The following is an 18,812-nucleotide window of genomic DNA, read 5'->3' as shown; positions in this document are numbered from 1 at the left end:
AGCCTCACGGGCGCCTGCTAGGCGGGCTGCCTCCTTTCCGGCAAAAGTAACTCAGCCAACACCTTTCGGAGCTCCAGGGTGTTCTGGCCATTTAACGCTGACAACGAAATAACCCGACTTTCGTCAAGCGACCCGACTAGCCTGGCCTTTTCAACCGCTTCGTCCTTTGACACAAGGTCCAGCTTGTTTAGTACATAAATTATCTTGCTGTCTGGCACCTCGAATTCATTAATCACATCAAGCGAACTTGCAAACTTTCGTTTGATTTCGTCCGCCGGCTCGCTGACGTCGAGCACGAGCACGACAATGTCGGCATACTTTAGCTCGTCAAGAGTGGATTTAAACGCGTCTATCATGTACGCAGGCAGCTTGCTCACAAAGCCCACGGTATCGTGAACCAAAACCTTCTCTCCATCCAGCTCAATTGCGCGGGTAAAGGTAGACAGGGTCGTAAAGAGCCCCATCCCCGTTGCCTTTGACTCGCCTGTAAGACTGTTAAACAGCGTGGTCTTGCCTGCAGAGGTGTATCCAGCAAGCGAAACGGATTTCAGCCGCGCCCTTGACCTTTGTTCTCTATAGAGACTCCTCCGTGTCACCTCCCTCTCGAGCTTTTTCTTCAGCGCGGTTGCGCGTCTGCGGATGTCAAGGTAGTAAATGTCCGCCTCGTACTTGCCCAGACCAAAGAATCCAGGCTGCTCGCCGGCGCGGGCCAATCTGACCTTGTCCCTCGCTCTTGCCAATTCGTACCTTAGCTGCGCCAGCTTGGTCTGAATCCTTGACTCTGACGTGCTGGCCCGGCGCTCAAAAATCTCGAGTATGAGTTTTTCCCGGTCAATAATTTCGACGCGACACAGACTGGCAAGACTGTATACCTGCCGGGGCTTTAGAACCTCGTCTAGGATTATTACCTCCGGATGCGTTTCGTCAATTAACCTCTTGACTTCTTCGGCCTTGCCTTTTCCGATCCCGTATTTTGCCTTGTTGATTTCTTTCTGGGTGATTACCTTGACAACAGAATAGCCCGCAGCCTGTGCAAGCGATATGGCCTCTGTTATGGCTTGCTGAAAGGGATAGGAAATGAGGAGCGCAGTCCGCCTTCCGTCTTGAGCAGACGCCTTATTTATCTCGCCGGATATTGTTATTCCCCGCGGGTCTCCTTTCAATCATCAGAGTCTTCTTCCATCTCAGAGGAGCTCAGGTATAGCCTGATGCCCAAGAAGCGCTCAAGTTTATCTGCAAAACTCTCGTCGGGTTTGAGTGCGCCGGATTCAATTTTCCTCAGGAATGCGGCCTTTTCATTCATTTGCATTCCAAGCTGCTCAACGCTCAAACCTTTCTTTTCTCTGGATTCTCGGATGCGCCTCGCAAAGTCCGGAGAAAGAACGGTCGAATCAGACATTGTAATCCTTGTCCCGCGTGCCCTTGCGTTTTGCTGCTGGGCCGAACCCGCTGGCCTTCTTTTTTTCGAAGCTGGTGGTGCGGACGGGGAAACGTACGGCTTTCCCCTCTTGGAACAAGAAGTGCAGACGGTAAATACCGTCTGGTCAACTACGATCTTTTTCTGATCCGGAGCAGGCTTGCCGCAGAGTTCGCATGATGGCAAAGGGGGCAAGAAGACCTTGACTTTGCGGGATTTAGGCTTTTCTGAGCGTCTGCTGCACAGTCATGTTAAGGACAATCTCAGCGATGTCGCTTGCGTACTCTGCTACCCTTCGGATGTTCTCAGTTATCAGCTTGATTCTATATAGTTCGTTTGCATCGCGCGGCTTGCCCGCGGACTTGAGTATCGCCTTTTCCATGTCATCAACGCGCCGAGATTTCTCAATGGCCCTGTCGGCAGCCTCGTAGTCGCGCTTGAACATTGAGAGGCAAGAGTCGTCAAGAACCTCTAAGGCGAAAGTGCTCATAGAGACGAGCCTCTCGACGGTGTCTTTGTTAAGCGGCTGATGCATGTCGATAACGTCCTTTGCTATGATCACCGCATGGTCTGCAACCCGCTCAACGGACTTGGCAATAAGCCTGTAGCCGAGGCAGTTGCGTGGCTCCTCAAGACCAATCTCCTTTAGCAGGTGTTCATTCTTTATTGCAATCTTGAGCTGGCGGACGATGTAAAAACTGAATCTGTCAACCTCGTCGTCGGATTTTACCACCTCTTCTGCGAGCTCTGCGTTATTTTCTCTGAGCGATGCCATTGCGTCGCGGTACATCGACTTTGCGATAAGCAGCATTCTCTTAAAGGCCGCATCAACAGAAAGGTCTAGCAGATTGATAAGAACCTGTAGAGTGATGCCGGTGGCTGAATCAGCAATGATTTCAGTTCCCATTAGTACTCGCCGTACAATGTTCTTTATCACCTCCCGTTGGTCGACTAGAAGCCTGTCCTCCCTTGGAACAATGTTAATCACATTAAATCCCAGAAAATAAAGCGCTATCAGCTTGCGCGCAATGAAATAAGGGTTGTTATCCTTGGCAACTTCGATGGTCGCCTCCTTTTGTTCCCGTGCCATCCTCCTGGACGCCGGCGCTATTTGAAGAACGGAATTTCCCTGTCTGAGAATTACAACATGGTCGCCCTGTTTCAGACCCAAGTCCTGGATCCATTTTTTTGGAAGAGAAACGATGTACGACGAACCACCTGTATATTGCAGCTTTCTTGTTTCCTCACCGTTTTGCTCCTCGCCGTCTGCAGGTTGAACGGACACAATACAGGGAATCGCCCAATTCTATATATGTGTAACCTGTGCCTATATAGTTAATCTCTGCTACTGTATTTATTTAGCTCATCCCTCACATGGACAAGTGAAGCCGCTCCCACTGGACTATACGGACAAGCTGTCAATGCACCTCGACGCGATTTTCGGAAGCGGCGTTTCTAAGGTTCTGGATGGCAGACCCGTGAGCTTCGAGTTCTCGAGAAAGACCGGCAGGGTGAAGAGTTTCAAAGTAGGGGAGAACCTTGCTGGTACGTTTAGGACGGACGGGGGAGTCGCTATTACTGTGTCCGGGGCGGCCCTGCTAATAGGCTCGGCGGATTTTTTGAAAAACTGTGTCAATGTTTTGGAAGATGCGGTGCCATTTGTAAGCGAAGGCCGGTCGGTATTTTGCAAGCACGTGACTAGCTGCGGGTCCAACGTCCGCGTGGGCTCGGATGTTGCCATTCTTGACTCTTCTGGGAAAGGGGTAATCGCGGTGGGCGTTTCGCTTCTTGACGGGCGATGCATGAAGGCATACCAGCGCGGAGTCGCGGTGAGAATCCGCGAAGGAATAAAAGGTAGAACGGAGCAATCGGGGACAGGCATATGATGCGTGGCGGCAACCGCGAGATGAGGCGCATGCTAGACAAGATGGGTCTCGAAATGAAAGACCTAGGGGACGTCGAGGAAGTGATAATCAAGACAGATACAAAAGAGCTTTACCTGATAAAGCCACAAGTGCTTGAAATGAAAGGCAAGGACAGCACTATCTTTCAGGTGGTTGCGACGAGCATCGAGGAAAAACAACGTGAGGTGCCTACTTTCAAGGAGGAGGATATCGTGCTCGTAATGCAGCAGGCCGGTACGACTAGGGAAAAGGCTATCCAGGCATTGGCAGAGTCCAAAGGCGATATGGCACAGGCAATACTGACGCTCACCACCTAGGTGGACAGCGATTGCATGTATAGGCGTCAGTCTGTTCAAGCTGACGTTGCTTTAAATATCCGTCGGTCCGCTTTCGTCTAGATTTGGCAAGAGAAAAGGCTCTATCCTCCAATTCTACTTATTCTCAGACAGCTGGCACTGACTCATCCTCAATAGAGTCTATTGTGGCTTCGCTCTCATCGCTTGAAACTGATATCGACAAAATGTACGTGCGCGCGGAGGAAATGAAGAAAAAGATAATTGCTGGTTCTAACGAACAGATCGAGCAGCTTCGACAGCAGATAACTTCCATAGCTACTGAGGAGGCAAAACAGATTGTCGAGAAAGCAAGACTTGAGGCCGAGGCTGAGTCTGCAGAGATCACAAAACAGGCTGAACGGGGCCTCAACGAAATAAAAAAGAATATTGATTCCAGCTTTGAGAGGGCCGTAAGCAGCATAGTCAAGACGGTAATCGGCGAATCGCCACAAGACGCTCCGAGTGTCTCAAAGGGCGAGACGCAGGGCGCAAAAGCATCACCGACCACCCCGCAACCCAAGAAGATAAAGCGTTACACATCGGATGGAAAAGTCATAGGCTAAACCGCCCGGGTGCTTTGCACCTTCCATAATATTTAAAAGCAAACTTCAACCACTTGTACGCGTTGATAAAGCGCCCCTGATTGAGCAGCTTTCTCAGTTTAAGGGTTCTAATCAGGTTGCGGTGGCAACCCTGCTTGGAAGGCCTTATTACAATATCACCCGCGCGCTGAGGCAGATGGATGTCCGGTACGAATCCATGTCGCCCTCCGAGGCTGCCTCGTCGCCAGCCCGGGTTATCATAACGACAGAGCCAGAAGCCCGGCTCATCGCGGAAAACAAAGACGCAAAGGGTGGCCGGAACGGAAGCGCATGGGACGGGGTGTTTATCCTCGATACCGAGCTTGAACAGGACGAATTGGCCGTATCAAAAGCGCGGATTTTGAGAGGGATAGCCGGAACCCATGCTTATTACTTCAACGACCAGCTTACTATCGGCGTCGATCCCGGCAGCAGGATCGGCATTTCAGTCATTTATCTTCACCAAGAGATTGCCAGCTGGGTGTCTTCCTCAACAGTAGATGCCATAAATGAGGTCTCTGTCATGGTTGAGGGAATTGACTCGAAGAAAAAAGTCCTGCGTATCGGCGACGGGGACATGCAGATGGCGCGCAGAATCGCCCTGAATTTGAAGCAGCGATTCGGGCACAATATTCACATTGAAATCGTGGATGAGCACGGAACATCTCTGCCCCAGAATATCGATGCCAACAGGCGCGGTATGCGTGACAGGTCCTCGGCACGAAACATAGCGTTCAGGACGGGGGAGACTTTTGCCAGCTACTAGCCGCGGCTCCCTTCTCGCTCGCCTCTGCCGATACTAACATTAAGATGCCGCATTGCATCTTCAACTGCAAGTGAGTTACAAGGAATTCGACGCAGGCCATAGGCTGGGGCTCGACGGAAACGTCGTCGAGTATGCTAGGACGCTCTATGATAAAGGATTGGTGCTTGAGGCGCTTCTTATTGCCCATGAATACTTTGAGCAGCAGTTAAACGCTGCTTACTATCGGATGGCTCTCCCGGGTAGACCTAGGACAGCTCACAAAAGGTTCAAAGACTCTCTCGAGGCGCTGAGGTCGATGTCCCGGCTCGGGGAGGAGGAATATGACAAGTTGAACGAGTTTAACAGGCTTAGAAACATCATATCAAATCGCATGCTCGACTTTTCGCTCAGCCTTCGCGGGGCCAAGAAGGGAGACCTGGCGAGAGCTATGGACCTTGTACCTGATGTCGAAGGAATAATTTTAACACTGAAGCAGAAGGCCGCCGCGGGCAAATCGGGCAAGGCAGGCAAACAAAAAAAGTAAAGTGCTTCTCCTGTCGTACGGATAGCAGGCAGCTCGCATCGCTAGAAATGTCCGGTAGCCGGATTAGCTTCTTTTAATACCAATTTTGTCCCGCCTACTAACATGGCTTCATTGTCAAAAGAAAAGCTAAACGAAGTAATTCAGGAGCAGATCGGCGAGTGTATTGGTTTGGAAAGAGCCGCGCAGCAAGCAGTGGAGGAACTTGAATCAAGAGGGCTGCTGGACAGCAAAGAAATCAGGTCGAAAATGGATGAGATGAAGCAGCAGGCCGGCAGCCATGAGCAAAAGATGGAACAAGCCGTCCAGCGCGTTGTAGAGTCAATGGACCTCGACATGGAATCCATAGAGGAGTTTGCCGAGGAGACCGTGCAAAAGGCTACCACAATGATGGAGACGTACCTTGGCGAAGAACCGGAAACACAGGATGCACTCGAATTTCTATGCCTCGCAGAAGGAGGGGAGGTTACCCATTACGAAGTGTTAACGAAGCTGCTTCCAAAGATTAAAGACCAGAAATTTGCAGCTGCGGTCAATTCTATTCTCAAGCAGGAAAAGAGGCACCTTGCGACATGTACAAAATTGGCAAAGCAAAACGTGACCCAAGCAGGATAACTGCCGCACAATACGGCGCAAACTGCTGTCGTATGATGCTGGAATGAAAAAGCATTCGTCCCAATTTACGCCTTGTTTTTCAGCCTACTTTTTTTTCTTAGATTGTTTTTATTTTGCGCCGTAGCCTTTGTTCTATTTTTGGGATACCTTAGAAGGCGCGACGAGCCGATAAATATTCAGAAGCAATTTTTCAATTCAGCACTTGACCAATACAAAAATCCGAAATTTTTTTCTAACAAAAGTGAACAGCAACAAGACACCAAACTACAAGCGATCAAGGCATCACGCTGCCATGTTGGTGCTGATTTTGGCAAGCATCGCACTCGCCCCGGGCATACTGCCTAACGGCGCGCTGGCGGCAGCCTCAAACCTTACCGTAACCTCCCAAGATTCTTCGGGCAACGCAATTACCGGCTACTGGACCGTAATAACACAGAACGGAGCCACCGAGCAGTCAGGATTCACACCGCTTTCAGCGAGCCTGCCATCTGGAAGCTACGACGTTTCTGTTTCAGACTATGGCGGCTACTACTTTAGCCACTGGTCGGATGGAATTACGACAAGGGACCACACCGTAAACGTTTCAGCCAGTCCCGTAGTCCTAACTGCTATCTATGACACCTCCCAATCGACCACCGGTTCGCAGGGCTCATCGGTGACAGTCAACAGCGAATACGCCGACGGTTCGACACTGAGCGGAATGTACACTGTACTTGAGCAGAACGGGGCTACGATAAGTACTGGCTTCACGCCAACCTCATTCGCCACTTCAGCGGGCCAAAGCTATACTATCATTCCCCAAGACTATACTAACGCATACTTTGCGAAATGGTCCGACGGTTCTACAACCAGGGAGAGGACGCTGACCGCAACAAGCTCGACTACTTCTATCACTGCCATCTACAGTACATCTCAATCAGGCTCCGGCGGCGGAGGCTCAAGCGGAAACCTTGTAGTAAGCTCGGTTGATTCAGGTGGCAACTCGCTAGCAGGGTACTGGACTGCAGTCAGTCAAGGCGGCAGCACTGTCTCTACCGGCTTTACGCCACTCTCAAGCAACCTGCCATCTGGAAGCTACGACGTTACCGTCGGCGACTATGGTGGCTACTACTTTAGCCACTGGTCGGATGGAATTACGACAAGGGACCACACTGTAACATTGGGCTCAGGCACGACTTCGCTTACGGCAGTCTACTCGACTTCAAGTTCTGGCAGTGGGAGTGGGGGAACGGGAGGCGGCGGGAGCTCTGGAGGAGATGGCACAGGACCATCGCCTGCAGGTCCGGACTCGATAACTGTCTATGCCCATCGCGTCCCCTCCAGCTACTGGGCACCCTGTTTTGCATTGACGTGCAGCGCAGGTACCGGGCCCGGAGCTGCGATGTACTTTAGCCTTGAGGATGCGTCAGGAAACGTGGTAGCCAGCGGGTTCGCTGATGAAAATGGCTATTCCTTCACCGGCCTCAACCCAACCGCGACATACTATCTAATCTATCCAGCCGACTGCAATTACTGTCACGGTGACGCACACAACGTGATCTTCAGCCACTGGCAGGATGGCAGCACAAACCGTCCACGAGCAGCAACACTTGGGCAGAGCTACAGTGCGTATTTCCAATACGTACCCCTGAGCTAAACTCTACCTCTGCAGGTCCACAAGAAACCACCTGCAGTCCCCTTTCTTTTATAACACCTTTCTTCCGATACCGGATGCGGTCACCGGGATTTGAACCCGGGTTATAGGCTTGGGAAGCCCATGTCATAACCAAGCTAGACCATGACCGCTCGTAGGCCTCGACTTATCAAAACGGACCTAGCTATTAATACGTCGCGTGAGTACCCACAAAGCGAGACAGACAGGCAGTCCGCTTATAAGTGGGGCGATTGTATATAATATTGATAATTTTTGGTCCAGAATAATAATTTCCCAATGAGGGACTGGCATATTGAGCATATGCAAAAGACGATTGTGAAATATGTCACTGGTCTATCAGAGAACGCTTCCGCGTGGGAGAGGAGGAACCATAAAAAATACGGAAGCCTTGCAAACATGTGCAGGCTTATAGAATATGATATCAAGCATGGCGCGACCTTGGAACAGGCCCTGCTAATGTTCAAAGAAGTGCGCAGCGACGTCTCGTTCTCAGAACTCCGCAAGTCAAAAGGTTCTCTGGATAGACTGAGTGAAGTAGAAGACTATTTCACAAAGCCAAAGAAGGTCGCCCAGTATAACTGGTAAAGGGCCGCCTGACTCGATTATTTTGTATTTCCTGAAAATGTGGACGCCTGATTATCCAAAAAGTCTGCTTCAAAATTCTGGTCTTGCTGCGCGCTGAAACACACGCTTAGGCGAAAGCGAGTTCGACGCCGCGCTGTGAGTCAATGCTATAGGTAAAACATTCCTTCGGGCCGAGCGGAATCCGTGATAAAACCTTCTCGCATTGCGGACAGTCTAGAACGTCCGCCCGTCGAAAGCTCAGCGAAGAGGCAGCCCAAAAACAGGAATCGCAGATTAGAAATTCTCGGTTCATGCTCTCCGCCGATTGATTGTTAAAAAGTTCTATAAGGGAAGGCATCCCTTTTGTAGGGCGAGATATCGCTATTAAAGCGAGACGGTGGCGTGTTAGGGTAGCCGGTTTTATTGAAATGTTATAGAATATGCAAGCAATGCGATTGCACGCTGTTTTCTTGCCCACACAGTCGCAGTCCCAAAAATAGGTGGCTACTTTCTCATGAACCGTGCAATAGCCGTCCTCACCTTGTTTACTCCGGGTATCGTGAAGTGTTTGGCTATTATCACTGGGCAGTTGAGCCTGCCTACAAGAAGCGCAAAGTGCTGATTGTCAAACAAACTAAATGCCCTGATACTTGCGCCGGTCACCACGATGTCAGGCTGCGCTGCGTTGACAGCTGATTGAATTAGATATGCTGATTGTTCAGCGCTACGCTCCGTTTCATTTGTAAGAATTATCCTGTTAAACTCGATGCCGACGTTCGCAAGAAACTCTTGCTTCTCCACGTCTTTTGCAATATCCTCTGCATTTTGTTCGCCGGCTCCCTGTTGGTTGGGTGTGACTGAACCTCCATGCTTGTCGAGCCTTAAGCGGCCTGCGAGAAAATCTTCCTCCTTTTCGAGAGTCTGCTTATCAGTGATTGCCAGCACATTGACGTTGAACTTGCCAGAATGCTCAAGCCAGCTCGCAGTTTTCATGGCCGCCTCAGAGTGCGCTCCGCCATCATACACGATTACCAGGTTCTTCTTTCTGGCCTCTGGCTGCGGTCCGGCGGGTTCTTGCCGGTCGGCGCCGGTCGAGGGAAATACATCGTCCATTTCGCTGCCGGTCGTGTGGATTGCAGTTATGTCGCACGTGACGAGGGTCTGCAGCTTCTTGTTGGCACGAAGCGACTCAAAATCTATAATCAGCAGGTCTATTCGCTGCTCCTCTATAGTGGCAATGACGGCTTCGGTAGCGTCGTGAGATACCCGGACCAGATAGTGGTTTAGCACGGCCTCCTTATCGAGGAGCCGGTCCAGGGGCTGAAAAGATTTTTTTGCGCTTTCCGCAAAGGCGACTCCCGCGGAAAGCGGCGTCTGGGTAGGAACAGTGATGACGCGAAGGATGTTAATTTCCCCGTCATTTTCTTTCGCCACCCTTACGGCATATTTGAGCAGCCTGTCGGGGTTTTCTGGCGTGTAGGGGATCAAGATGCGAAAGTGCTTCCGTTCCATGTCTCCGCCCGTGGTCACCAGCGGGGCATAATGATCTATTTCGCGCTTGAAGGTGTATGCCCGATATATGACAAATCCGAGAAGAACCCATAGTATGGCGATACCCCAGCTGAGCGGCTGGGTCACGAGGAGGTACAGAGCGAGTCCGAGCTTCAGAAATACGCCTATTATTGGTACGACAGGGAAGAACGGTGTCTTGAACCCGTAGTCTAGTTTGTCGCCATGAATCTTGCGAATAGTAATGACTGCGATGTTTACCTGGGTAAAAAGCAGTAGGAAAAGGACGCTGGCAGCCACGGCTATCTGGTCAAGCGGAAGCGAATACGCCATTATCGCCATGATAATGCCTGAAATCGCGATTGCAATGTGGGGCGTTTTGTTCTTCGGGTGGATTGAGCTGAGCCTGTGGGGCAGGTTATAGTGCCTGCCCATGGCAAACGCCACGCGGGCGGACGAAAAGGTAGTTGCGTTGAGGCCTGCAAGGCTAGACACAATGCCTCCTGCAAGCACAATAAATGCCCCATAAGGAAGCAAATACTCGGCTGCTTTCATCACGCCCAGCTCCTGGTTCTGGCCCACGAACTTCCAAGCTGGCTGGCCAGGTGGGAATATTCCCGCAATAACGACGAATGCAACCAGGCTGTATAGAGTCACGACCAGCCCAAGTGAAATGAATATCGCCCTTGGAATGTTTTTCTTTGGGTTCTTCACTTCCTCGCCTGTCTGAACTATTATTTCATAGCCCTCAAATGCAATAAAGGTCAGGCCCATAGCCGCAACAAGGCCTCCGATCCCGTTTGGCATAAAGTCGGAAAAGTTGCTGCTCCAGTTTGGATGCAAGTACATGCTCCAAAAGCCGGCGATTACAAGAATGCCTATAGTACCAAGTTGAATGAGGGTAACAATTGTGCCTGTCTTTCCCGTCTCTGACGTACCTTTGATGTTGATGTAGGTAAATGCAGCAATGCATCCAACTGCCAATAGCTTTTCGAGCGGAATGATGCCAAATAGCATTTGGTCCGAAGCCGAGATCACGTTTAGCATCTTGAGCAGGCTGACGAGAAACGAAGCAAAGCCAACAGCATACAGGCTGCCTGCAACAATGTGTGCCAGCCATGCCATCCATCCGCTGATAAACGCATTCGGCCTGGGCAGCCCCTCCCTCACCCAAAGGTATCCGCCACCTGCCTCTGGCATAGCGGAACCGAGCTCGGCGTAGCCCATTGCAGTGAACAGGGTAATTATGCCGTTAACCGCAAAGGCGACAATTACGGCGCCGCCTGCCAAGTTTATGGCAGGGCCTACAAGGATGAAAATCGCGCCCGCGATCATTGCAGCGATGCCGACCATGATTATGTCCAAAAGGCCGAGCGATCTGACTAGCTGGTTCTGATGCGCGTGCTCTGGTGATGATGAGCTGGAAAAGTCGGCTGGCGATGCCAATCGTGTTACTTTGGTGCCCAGAGACTGTTATTAATGAGTTTTTGACCGACCGGGGAACACAAGGCGATGATGGGGGGCAAGCACGCAGGTGCGTTGGCAGAATACTAGTAGTTTCTATTAGTAAAGCCGCAAATGGCCGTTAAATGCAATGCGCGGCTTTTTAGTTTCGCAAATGCCAGAACTTAGGAGGCTTTCTGTAGCCGGATCCGCGGCTTTACTGCTGTTTATTGGACTCAGTTTTGCAGCTGCAAATGCACAACAGACCTCATCAAATTCATCAGCTACGAATGTGACTGCTGGGAGCGCGCCGGGCAATCTGACAGGCGCGCAGCCGACCGCCGGAAATTCTACAGTCGGCGTCTCCATCGTGCCTAACGCTCAAAATCTCGGTGACCGAGCATACTCACCAAACCCTGTAAACGTCACAATTGGCAGCACAGTGAAGTGGACAAATGACGATACAGTTCTACACACCGTTACCTCGGGCAACGGCTCTTCAGATCCGAATATGGGAAAGGCGTTTGACTCTGGGTTGACAGGACCTAATGTGTTGAAGACAAAAGGAGCAACCTTCACCCACACATTCAGTTCGCCCGGCGTTTATCCATACTTCTGCCAGGTTCATCCTACCATGGTGGGTAAAGTAGTGGTCACCAGCGGAACTAGCGCAGTTCCCGAGTTTCCGACGGCTGGAATTGCTTTGGCCGCCGGCATTGCCGTAATTGCTGGAGTCATTGCCGTGAGCAGGTTCAGAAGCATAGCGGTTGCAGCGCGCTAGGCCATCCTTTTTTTCTGGCCCGCTATCGCTCATCACTGAGCACAATCAGGATGCGCGGTGCATTTTCTTGCTGAATCGACGATAGCGCAAGAACATCTGCATGCCATCATCTCCTTTTCGTCTTGCGTCATTGCCTCTTGTGAAGCCGCATTCGCATTCCGTGCTTTGGCCTCAGGGTAATTATTGGCAGCGCCTCCACTCGATGGCTGGGGTCATGAGTCATGGACCAATTTCGACAGATTGTGGCAAGCAAGAGTATCCCCTCAGTCCATGCAAATGACTCGCCCAAGCAACCCCTGATTCCGCCGCCAAATGGAAAATAACAAAACCGTGGCAGCTGAGCCCTGAACTCGTTCGTCCACCGCTCCGGAATAAAGCGATTTGGTTCGGCGAAGAACCTTGGGTCATGATGCATTACGTACTGGCTCATGACGATTATTGACTTGGCCGGAACGGTATAGCCGTCGAGCTTGTAGTCTTGCACAGCCTGGCGCGCAAGAGTCCAAGCAGGAGGATACATGCGCATGGATTCTCTAAGCACCTTCTCGGTGTATTGCAGAGCGTGAATGTCATTGATGCTTGGGGCACGAAGGCCAGCCCCGTCTTGAAGGACGCGGGCAAGCTCATCGAAGAGTTTTGATTCGCACTCGGGGTTTTGGGAAAGGAGGTAAAGCGTCCAAGTAAGCGCATTGGCGGTTGTTTCGTGGCCAGCCAAGAATATCGTCATGACTTCGTCTCTCACCTGTCGGTCCCACTCGCGGGCCAATTCAGCATCGCTCTTACCTGCGGCGATTAGCGTATCCAGAAGGTCCGGCTCGCCAGCCTGACCGCCCCGCGATTTGTGCTCCGAGATCATGCGGTATACAAGCGTGTCTAGAACTACCTTTGCGGATCTAAAGTCCTTGTTGACCGGGAGTATGGGGATCCGTTGAACAAATTCGCCGAGCGGCATCTGGATTCTATCCAGGTACTTCATGCTGGAGACAAGCGCCTGGTTCACCCTGTCACTTTCCTCGTCGGATATCTCGGACCCCAGAACTGCCTTGGTAATTATCGCGGAGGTGACGTGCATCATCTGAGCATGAATGTCTAATACCTGACCGTCTCTCCATCCAGAAATCATTTTCTCGGCCGAGTCTATCATCGCGGCGCCGTACGACTTGACGCGGTTTGGAAGGAATGATGGCTGCATCATTCGCCTCTGACGGTCGTGAAATTCGCCTTCGCTGGTAAGCAGCCCTTCGCCCAGGAGCCGCTTGGACAGTTGCAGCCTGCGGCTCTTGACAAAATTACGATAATCGCGGATGAGGATATTCTCTATAAGTTCGGGGTTGTTTACCAGAAAAATGTGCTGTTTTCCTAGCTTGAAGTGCGAGACATCGCCGTACTTTTCTGCAGTTTGAAGAAGCATGTGTATGGGGTCACGCATGAAATCCCGCAAGAGTCTACCTGCAATGATAGAGCTGGGCCCAGGGGGGAACTTTGCTTCTCCGTCGGTTCGATTCTTTCCGGCAAGTTTTTCTGCGCTTTCTGGAATTCTCTTTCCCCTGCCCCTTATGTAATGTAATACAGCGGATCTTTCAATTGAATGTTGCCAAATGCTGCGGCGACTTGAGATAAGGCAATGTGTCAACATTAAAGTAGGGATCTGGAGAGAAAAAGGTAATAACATGCCCAGCTCGCCAAGTTCATCCTCTCCCGGGACTGCCCCAAATTCCGCGAGTAGTCCCCCGGTGCCTGAAATCAAGAGACTTCCCGAGGAGGGAGAAGTCGTTATCGCAACGGTCAAGGACGTGACCGGGCACGGCGCCTACGTCACGCTTGACGAATACGGCGGCATGACAGGTTTTCTGCCGATAAGGGAGGTCGCCACAGGCTACGTGCGAAATATCCAGCGATTTGTCCGACCTCAGCAGAAGGCGGTTTTGAAAATCATCAAGGTCAACAAAGCCCGGGGAGAGGTTGACACTTCGCTAAAGCAGGTCTCCGGAGAGGACAAGAAGGCAAAGCTAATCGAGGTTAAGAGAAATGAAAAGGCAACCGGCTTTCTAAATTCAGTAAAGGAGAAGGCAGCTCTTTCTGATGTGCAGCTCGCGGAGACCCAGAAGGTTATCCTTGACAACTATGACGACGTATACGAGCTGTTTGAAACAGTCTCCACCAAGGGGATTGAGTCGATAAAGGACCTTGGGTTTTCAGAAACCGTTCTCCGAGCAATAGAAGAGGAGAGCAAGAAAATTCAGGTGCCACTAATTGAAATAAGGGGGGTTTTGGAAGTGACGTCTAACAGGCCAGACGGCATTGAGGTGATTAGAAACGTTCTTGGCGATGCGGAACAGGGCACAAAGAGCAATCCAAGCAACATAACTGTCCACTATCTGGGGGCCCCGAGATACCGCATAACAATCAAGTCGGAGAACTTTAAGACTGCGGAAAAGGCTATGGCTCACGCAATTGAAAAGATAGAAAAAGGTATGACAAAGAGTCAGGGCAGCTTCAAGTTTACCCGAGAAGAATCCAAAAAGAAAGTGCACTAGTGAGATCCAATGAGGGTTTCCCCGCGGGACCTGCTGCGCTGATCCTATTACATTCAGTAACCAGCAAACTAAGCAAATAGTCTTCTATTGCTCTTAAAAGGATCAATGCAGTATGTGGTTTATTGGAAAATCAGGAACGTCAACAGCCGCCAGGGCTGCCAAGTACCCGGAAGATAGATGCCGTCATTTACACAATGACATTTCTGATAAACCTCGGGAGGTATCTCCCCTGGGTTGAACTTGCGCTCGGCATTGTAAATTCTGTCTATGCATTTCTCAACTTCTTTGTATTTCACTCGTACGTGGCCGGGTTAATCAACACCCTATTTGCAATAGGGAGCTTTGTCTTTTACGCCCAGCTTCTCCCCCGGCGAAATGTTCATCGGTACCAATACCGCTATGCTGGCAGGCATCGGAGAGGAGATAAGATGGCAGGCAGGCGAGCAGACTTTCCGGGAGTGGCGAATGAAAAGAAAGGCGGACAGGCCAGCGGTTCAGCAGAGGCATAGGTGCAGTGTCGGAGCCATTGGAACAATTTGCCGGTTGAAGCGTCTAGCACAGCAATTCTCTTAGTCTTTATCCTGCAATGAACAGCCTTAGTTGATGGCAGAAAAAGGCGGGAAACTTCACGACATAAAAGAGACCGCTTCAGATGCAGTAGAGATTATGCGGGAGCTTGGCACTCCCGGAGTTCAAGAAACCTTTGACAAGATTAGAGAGATTGCTTTGATTGCAAAAGAAATAACCGAATCGATGAAGACCCCCGAATGGCAACAGAATATTGAAAATATTCGTCTTGTCTCAGACAACTTTAACGAGATGTCTAGCAGGATGGAGTCAACCTTTAGGGAGCTCAAGGACTCCGGCCTCATAGATAGATCAAAGGAACTTATGAGCACCGTAAAAAGCAAAATGGATTCTTTTGGCGGTGACAAGTCCAATCCAAACGGGGAGTCAGCTGACATAAAGCAGCTTATCTCGTCTTTTCGTGAAATGCTTGATTCAATAAAAGGCACCGCAGAAGAAATGTCTAGCCTCCTGGCGGAATCGAAAAAAACCGGCACGCTGCGGAATTTTAGGGAATCCGTCGAGAACACTGCACAGGCTGTTCAATCCGTCCGAGAGGACGCGCGAAGGAATACAAGGTAAACTCGGTTCAGCGATTGAATTCATGGTAACAGTCCTTGTCGAATTTCCTGCCGCCGGAATTGTATTGCAGAACAACTGTCAGCTATGTTAATAGTCTGGGTAGCATTAGAGTCTGGTACGCTTCGGTTGCGCACGTTTTCCAACGTTGATTGCGAACGGTGTTCGAGTGCGAATGCAGTAACCACATCATGCGATCGCCTGGGAGGTGCGTAGTTGGGCCTACTCGGAATCGTCACATCAGTAGCACCGTACGTCACCCGCGCCAATGCGCTGGAAGCCTTGGCAATGGCCCACGAAGACGGATTCAGCGGCGTGGAGTTGAACGAGGATCACCTTCATTGTCTTGCTGCGGCGCTTCCATCGAGTTTGGACCTTATGAGGCAGTTTGCCCAGGATCACGACATGATTAATTCGCTCCATGGGACATTGCATTTGCCGAGTCTTGATTCGGAGAATTCCTCCGCAAGGAGATCGGCCGTTGAATATACCTTAAAGACCCTGGACTTTATGGAACAGGCTGCAATCCCCCGGATTGTCCTACACAGTTTCTCGGACCTGCCCGCTTTCTTTCGATTAAGAGGAGAACGCGCAAACGGTCCTGCATATCTTGTTGGCTGTCATGCTGTGAAAACCTACGGACTTCTTGCACCTGTCCTCAAGAAATACCGGACATGGAGGGCCGAAAAACTCCATCGGAATTTCTTGCTGTCCCTGTCAGAAATAGCCTCACATGCGTCGGAAAAAAGGGTAAACGGCGAAGCAATCCAGATCGTTTTTGAGGAACACTATTCAGATGCCATGGACTACGACGAGGTGCCTTACGGTAAAGGCAAGTTCGCGAACGTGATCCGCGGCATCGATAGCGCGCATCACTATATCAGAACTGGAAGGGATTCTGACCTGTCGCACCTAGACGGCCCAATCCATTTTCACGCGGTGGACACCAACGGGACTCTTGACGACCATCGCACCGTGGGGACCGGCAGGGTTAACATCGACAAAATCCTCCTGCAAATACTCGCTCGACGCCTGACTGATTTCATAGTCATAGAGGATGGCAACAGGGCCAGCGCACTCCGCTCCAAGGCCGCACTTGAGACGCATTTAAGACGCCGCCAGATAGTAGGCTCTTCGTTTCGCAAGTCTAATTCCTAGCCGATTGGCAGGCCTGTCGATGCCCGGCTGAGCGTAGAAACTTCTCCTCGCGGATGCAAATAAGCTGGGGGCGAAAATTGCAAATGATTGAAGCTTCGCGGCAACCCGTCTGACGAATACGTAGCCAAGGCGTTTGGGCATGACATAGCTGATTTGGAACACTTTCTAGGGTTTGATTCACTAACGGCTCGCCACGAATGGATTTTGGACGGTTAGGGATTCCAGCGTGCTCGACTGCAACTTTAGTAAGTTCGACAGTTGACCGTTTAGATTAGCCAAATGATCGTTCTGAAACGCAGAACGCAGGCAGAGCCCTGTTCTGAAACGCAATATTATCAGCCCGCAGGCTAACAGTCCGCTGTAAGCAAATGTTTGAAAACAAAGACGACGCAAATTCGCAAAGACCTCCAAACAAAATAAGCAATCGACGAAAAACAAAGCCGACGCTAATGATTGTCACGCTCGCCCTCGGGCTGGTTATTGCACTCGCTGCCAGCCAGTCGTTTAGTACCATAGCGCAAAAGACTTATGCAGCCACTACGGGAACCGCTCCGTCTGCCCCGACGGCAAACAAGACGACATCGGCACCGACATACTTCCATGGCAGCCCATGGCCTCCGACGTCGACCATATCTACGACGGGGAGCTCAAGCACCAAAGTTAACCCTGATAGGTTTTCTGTCACGGTGGGGGTGATAACCAACGGGACTACCGCAGCAGAGGCGGCCTCTAAAAACTCGGACCTGATGACCAGCGTAATTTCTGCGCTCAAGGCTCTCGGCATTTCTCCTGGCGACATCACAACCAACAACTATAGCGTTTCACCAAACTACAGCTACGACAGCCCGAAGTTCTGTCCGCAATCGTACGGCGCGCCGTATTGCCCTCCATCCCAAGTGGTAACAGGGTATACCGCCTCAAACAGCGTTACGGTGACACTTGATACGGCCGGTGCAATCGACGCGGGGAAGGTAATTGATACCTCAGTCCAAGCTGGCGCCAACAACGTCTATGGTGTAGACTTTTTTGTGTCGCAGGCAAAACAACAGTCAATCAGAGATTCGCTGACCCAGGAGGCTATCGCCAATGCCCGGCACAGGGCTGACATAGCTGCAGGAGCGCTGGGAATGGCGGTTTCAGGTGTGCAATCGGTAAACCTCAATGATGTTTACTTTCCCATATACAGCGCAAGAGTCGACCATGCCGCGGGTCTGGCTGCAACGCCAACGCCTATCCAGGCAGGGCAGCAGGACATTACAACCAACGTAAGCGTCGTGTTTTATTTCTCGGACCCAAGCGCAGGTGGCATGAACCAGACTGGAAGTGCGGGCCCGACAGGAATGATGCGCTCGCTTAACAACCCCGATTGCGTCAACCCGCCAGGCGGCCCGATGATCTGCTGAGTTGACGCAAATCCCCCATTTTTTTATTCGAGAAATTCAAAGCAGTTCTACGTAAACTATTCCAGGCCTGCCGCTTGACCTCAATCCGATTTTCAGGCTTCCGGAGCCATACTCTATGTCGCCGATTGAATCCTTGAACCCCCTGGAGGCAAAGTGAAACTTTGATGCCTTCAAATTGATTGCAAAACTGCCATCCCCATTTTCTTTTGCAGATACGAAACTCAATAAGCCTTCGTCGAGCAGATGCGATAGTTCTCTACAGACTGGCTTTAGGGCCTCCATTGCATCGGGAGCGGATAGATCTCTTGGCATTTTCGCCGGAATGATTATGGCTCTGTCATTTATGCTCGTCGCTAAGCCGACTTGGGATCAGGTATCTGCTAATAAGTGTTAGAATTTGCACTATTGCCCTTTATGAGCCCGGATATCAAACAGTCATCAACATGCCGCTAGCATTTTGAGAAATGGTTAAAGTAACC

The 18,812-nt window shown here is 50.9% G+C and carries 20 protein-coding genes and 1 tRNA gene; 14 read left to right on the top strand and 7 right to left on the bottom strand.

Going from position 1 to position 18,812, the window contains the following annotated elements; all coding sequences use genetic code 11:
* Positions 1-17: 17 nt before the first annotated feature.
* Genes hflX through ABI361_04850 form a run of 3 tightly spaced genes read right to left on the bottom strand, consistent with a single transcriptional unit; the run spans position 18 to position 2,702 of the window.
* Positions 18-1,163 carry a GTPase HflX gene (gene hflX / locus ABI361_04860; protein ID MEO9319983.1) on the bottom strand — a complete coding sequence of 382 codons (1,146 nt, stop codon included), beginning with the start codon at positions 1,161-1,163 and terminating at the stop codon, positions 18-20.
* Complete coding sequence (locus ABI361_04855; protein MEO9319982.1) at positions 1,160-1,603, bottom strand: multiprotein bridging factor aMBF1; 444 nt, start codon at positions 1,601-1,603, stop codon at positions 1,160-1,162. The genes hflX and ABI361_04855 overlap by 4 nt, the downstream gene beginning before the upstream one ends.
* 31 nt (positions 1,604-1,634) lie before the next feature.
* Positions 1,635-2,702 carry a PhoU domain-containing protein gene (locus ABI361_04850; GenBank protein ID MEO9319981.1) on the bottom strand — a complete coding sequence of 356 codons (1,068 nt, stop codon included), beginning with the start codon at positions 2,700-2,702 and terminating at the stop codon, positions 1,635-1,637.
* A gap of 97 nt (positions 2,703-2,799) precedes the next feature.
* Between ABI361_04850 and ABI361_04845 the strand changes: the two genes are divergently transcribed.
* The 7 genes from ABI361_04845 (at position 2,800) to ABI361_04815 (ending at position 7,774) form a co-directional block, all read left to right on the top strand.
* Complete coding sequence (locus tag ABI361_04845) at positions 2,800-3,303, top strand: PUA domain-containing protein (protein MEO9319980.1); 504 nt, start codon at positions 2,800-2,802, stop codon at positions 3,301-3,303.
* Complete coding sequence (locus ABI361_04840) at positions 3,300-3,638, top strand: nascent polypeptide-associated complex protein (GenBank protein MEO9319979.1); 339 nt, start codon at positions 3,300-3,302, stop codon at positions 3,636-3,638. The genes ABI361_04845 and ABI361_04840 overlap by 4 nt, the downstream gene beginning before the upstream one ends.
* Before the next feature lie 83 nt (positions 3,639-3,721).
* Positions 3,722-4,219 (top strand): hypothetical protein, encoded by a 498-nt coding sequence (locus ABI361_04835; protein ID MEO9319978.1) that lies wholly within the window; start codon positions 3,722-3,724, stop codon positions 4,217-4,219.
* Between the two features lie 121 nt (positions 4,220-4,340).
* Entirely contained in the window at positions 4,341-5,003 is a 663-nt protein-coding gene (locus tag ABI361_04830) for a hypothetical protein (protein ID MEO9319977.1), read from the top strand.
* A gap of 70 nt (positions 5,004-5,073) precedes the next feature.
* Positions 5,074-5,526: a hypothetical protein gene (locus tag ABI361_04825; GenBank protein MEO9319976.1), complete on the top strand. Its 453-nt coding sequence runs from the start codon at positions 5,074-5,076 to the stop codon at positions 5,524-5,526.
* Positions 5,527-5,637: 111 nt separating this feature from the next.
* On the top strand, positions 5,638-6,138 hold the full coding sequence (locus ABI361_04820) for a hypothetical protein (protein ID MEO9319975.1): 501 nt from the start codon (positions 5,638-5,640) through the stop codon (positions 6,136-6,138).
* A gap of 241 nt (positions 6,139-6,379) precedes the next feature.
* Positions 6,380-7,774 carry a hypothetical protein gene (locus ABI361_04815; protein ID MEO9319974.1) on the top strand — a complete coding sequence of 465 codons (1,395 nt, stop codon included), beginning with the start codon at positions 6,380-6,382 and terminating at the stop codon, positions 7,772-7,774.
* A 75-nt stretch (positions 7,775-7,849) separates the two neighbouring features.
* Here ABI361_04815 and ABI361_04810 read toward each other — a convergent pair.
* Positions 7,850-7,923 (bottom strand) — tRNA-Gly (locus ABI361_04810).
* Positions 7,924-8,092: 169 nt separating this feature from the next.
* On the opposite strand from ABI361_04810, the gene ABI361_04805 reads away from it, so the two are divergent.
* Complete coding sequence (locus tag ABI361_04805; GenBank protein MEO9319973.1) at positions 8,093-8,377, top strand: hypothetical protein; 285 nt, start codon at positions 8,093-8,095, stop codon at positions 8,375-8,377.
* 483 nt (positions 8,378-8,860) lie between these two features.
* Here ABI361_04805 and ABI361_04800 read toward each other — a convergent pair whose 3' ends face one another.
* The gene (locus tag ABI361_04800; protein MEO9319972.1) at positions 8,861-11,311 is read right to left on the bottom strand and encodes an amino acid permease; all 2,451 of its coding nucleotides are present in this window, start codon (positions 11,309-11,311) and stop codon (positions 8,861-8,863) included.
* A 172-nt stretch (positions 11,312-11,483) separates the two neighbouring features.
* Between ABI361_04800 and ABI361_04795 the strand changes: the two genes are divergently transcribed.
* Entirely contained in the window at positions 11,484-12,089 is a 606-nt protein-coding gene (locus tag ABI361_04795; GenBank protein ID MEO9319971.1) for a plastocyanin/azurin family copper-binding protein, read from the top strand.
* A gap of 127 nt (positions 12,090-12,216) precedes the next feature.
* Here the strand turns inward: ABI361_04795 and ABI361_04790 are convergent, their stop codons facing one another.
* Entirely contained in the window at positions 12,217-13,725 is a 1,509-nt protein-coding gene (locus ABI361_04790; GenBank protein ID MEO9319970.1) for a cytochrome P450, read from the bottom strand.
* A gap of 34 nt (positions 13,726-13,759) precedes the next feature.
* Here ABI361_04790 and ABI361_04785 point away from each other — a divergent pair, with 34 nt between their 5' ends.
* The 5 genes from ABI361_04785 (at position 13,760) to ABI361_04765 (ending at position 18,333) form a co-directional block, all read left to right on the top strand.
* Positions 13,760-14,626, top strand: coding sequence for a S1 RNA-binding domain-containing protein (locus tag ABI361_04785; GenBank protein ID MEO9319969.1), 867 nt, complete (start codon positions 13,760-13,762; stop codon positions 14,624-14,626).
* A 122-nt stretch (positions 14,627-14,748) separates the two neighbouring features.
* Positions 14,749-15,135, top strand: a complete 387-nt coding sequence (locus tag ABI361_04780) for a hypothetical protein (protein ID MEO9319968.1) — start codon at positions 14,749-14,751, stop codon at positions 15,133-15,135.
* Between the two features lie 94 nt (positions 15,136-15,229).
* Complete coding sequence (locus ABI361_04775; protein MEO9319967.1) at positions 15,230-15,775, top strand: hypothetical protein; 546 nt, start codon at positions 15,230-15,232, stop codon at positions 15,773-15,775.
* Between the two features lie 213 nt (positions 15,776-15,988).
* A complete protein-coding gene (locus ABI361_04770; GenBank protein MEO9319966.1) occupies positions 15,989-16,930 on the top strand; it encodes a TIM barrel protein in 942 nt (313 codons plus the stop codon).
* A gap of 368 nt (positions 16,931-17,298) precedes the next feature.
* A complete protein-coding gene (locus ABI361_04765) occupies positions 17,299-18,333 on the top strand; it encodes an SIMPL domain-containing protein (GenBank protein ID MEO9319965.1) in 1,035 nt (344 codons plus the stop codon).
* A gap of 36 nt (positions 18,334-18,369) precedes the next feature.
* Here ABI361_04765 and ABI361_04760 read toward each other — a convergent pair whose 3' ends face one another.
* Entirely contained in the window at positions 18,370-18,645 is a 276-nt protein-coding gene (locus ABI361_04760) for a hypothetical protein (protein MEO9319964.1), read from the bottom strand.
* Positions 18,646-18,812 lie beyond the last annotated feature (167 nt).

This window comes from Nitrososphaera sp. (assembly GCA_039938515.1).
Classification (GTDB): domain Archaea; phylum Thermoproteota; class Nitrososphaeria; order Nitrososphaerales; family Nitrososphaeraceae; genus Nitrososphaera.
Note: the sequence above shows the minus strand (reverse complement) of the source record. Positions and strands in the feature narration are given on the sequence as shown.

Excerpts from the sequence above, each read along its gene's own strand:
- ABI361_04840 (MEO9319979.1), top strand. The coding sequence starts at position 3,300 with ATGATGCGTGGCGGCAACCGCGAGATGAGGCGCATGCTAGACAAGATG.
- ABI361_04805 (MEO9319973.1), top strand. The coding sequence starts at position 8,093 with ATGCAAAAGACGATTGTGAAATATGTCACTGGTCTATCAGAGAACGCT.
- ABI361_04795 (MEO9319971.1), top strand. The coding sequence starts at position 11,484 with ATGCCAGAACTTAGGAGGCTTTCTGTAGCCGGATCCGCGGCTTTACTG.
- ABI361_04790 (MEO9319970.1), bottom strand. The coding sequence starts at position 13,725 with ATGTTGACACATTGCCTTATCTCAAGTCGCCGCAGCATTTGGCAACAT.
- ABI361_04785 (MEO9319969.1), top strand. The coding sequence starts at position 13,760 with ATGCCCAGCTCGCCAAGTTCATCCTCTCCCGGGACTGCCCCAAATTCC.
- ABI361_04775 (MEO9319967.1), top strand. The coding sequence starts at position 15,230 with ATGGCAGAAAAAGGCGGGAAACTTCACGACATAAAAGAGACCGCTTCA.
- ABI361_04765 (MEO9319965.1), top strand. The coding sequence starts at position 17,299 with ATGTTTGAAAACAAAGACGACGCAAATTCGCAAAGACCTCCAAACAAA.
- ABI361_04760 (MEO9319964.1), bottom strand. The coding sequence starts at position 18,645 with ATGCCAAGAGATCTATCCGCTCCCGATGCAATGGAGGCCCTAAAGCCA.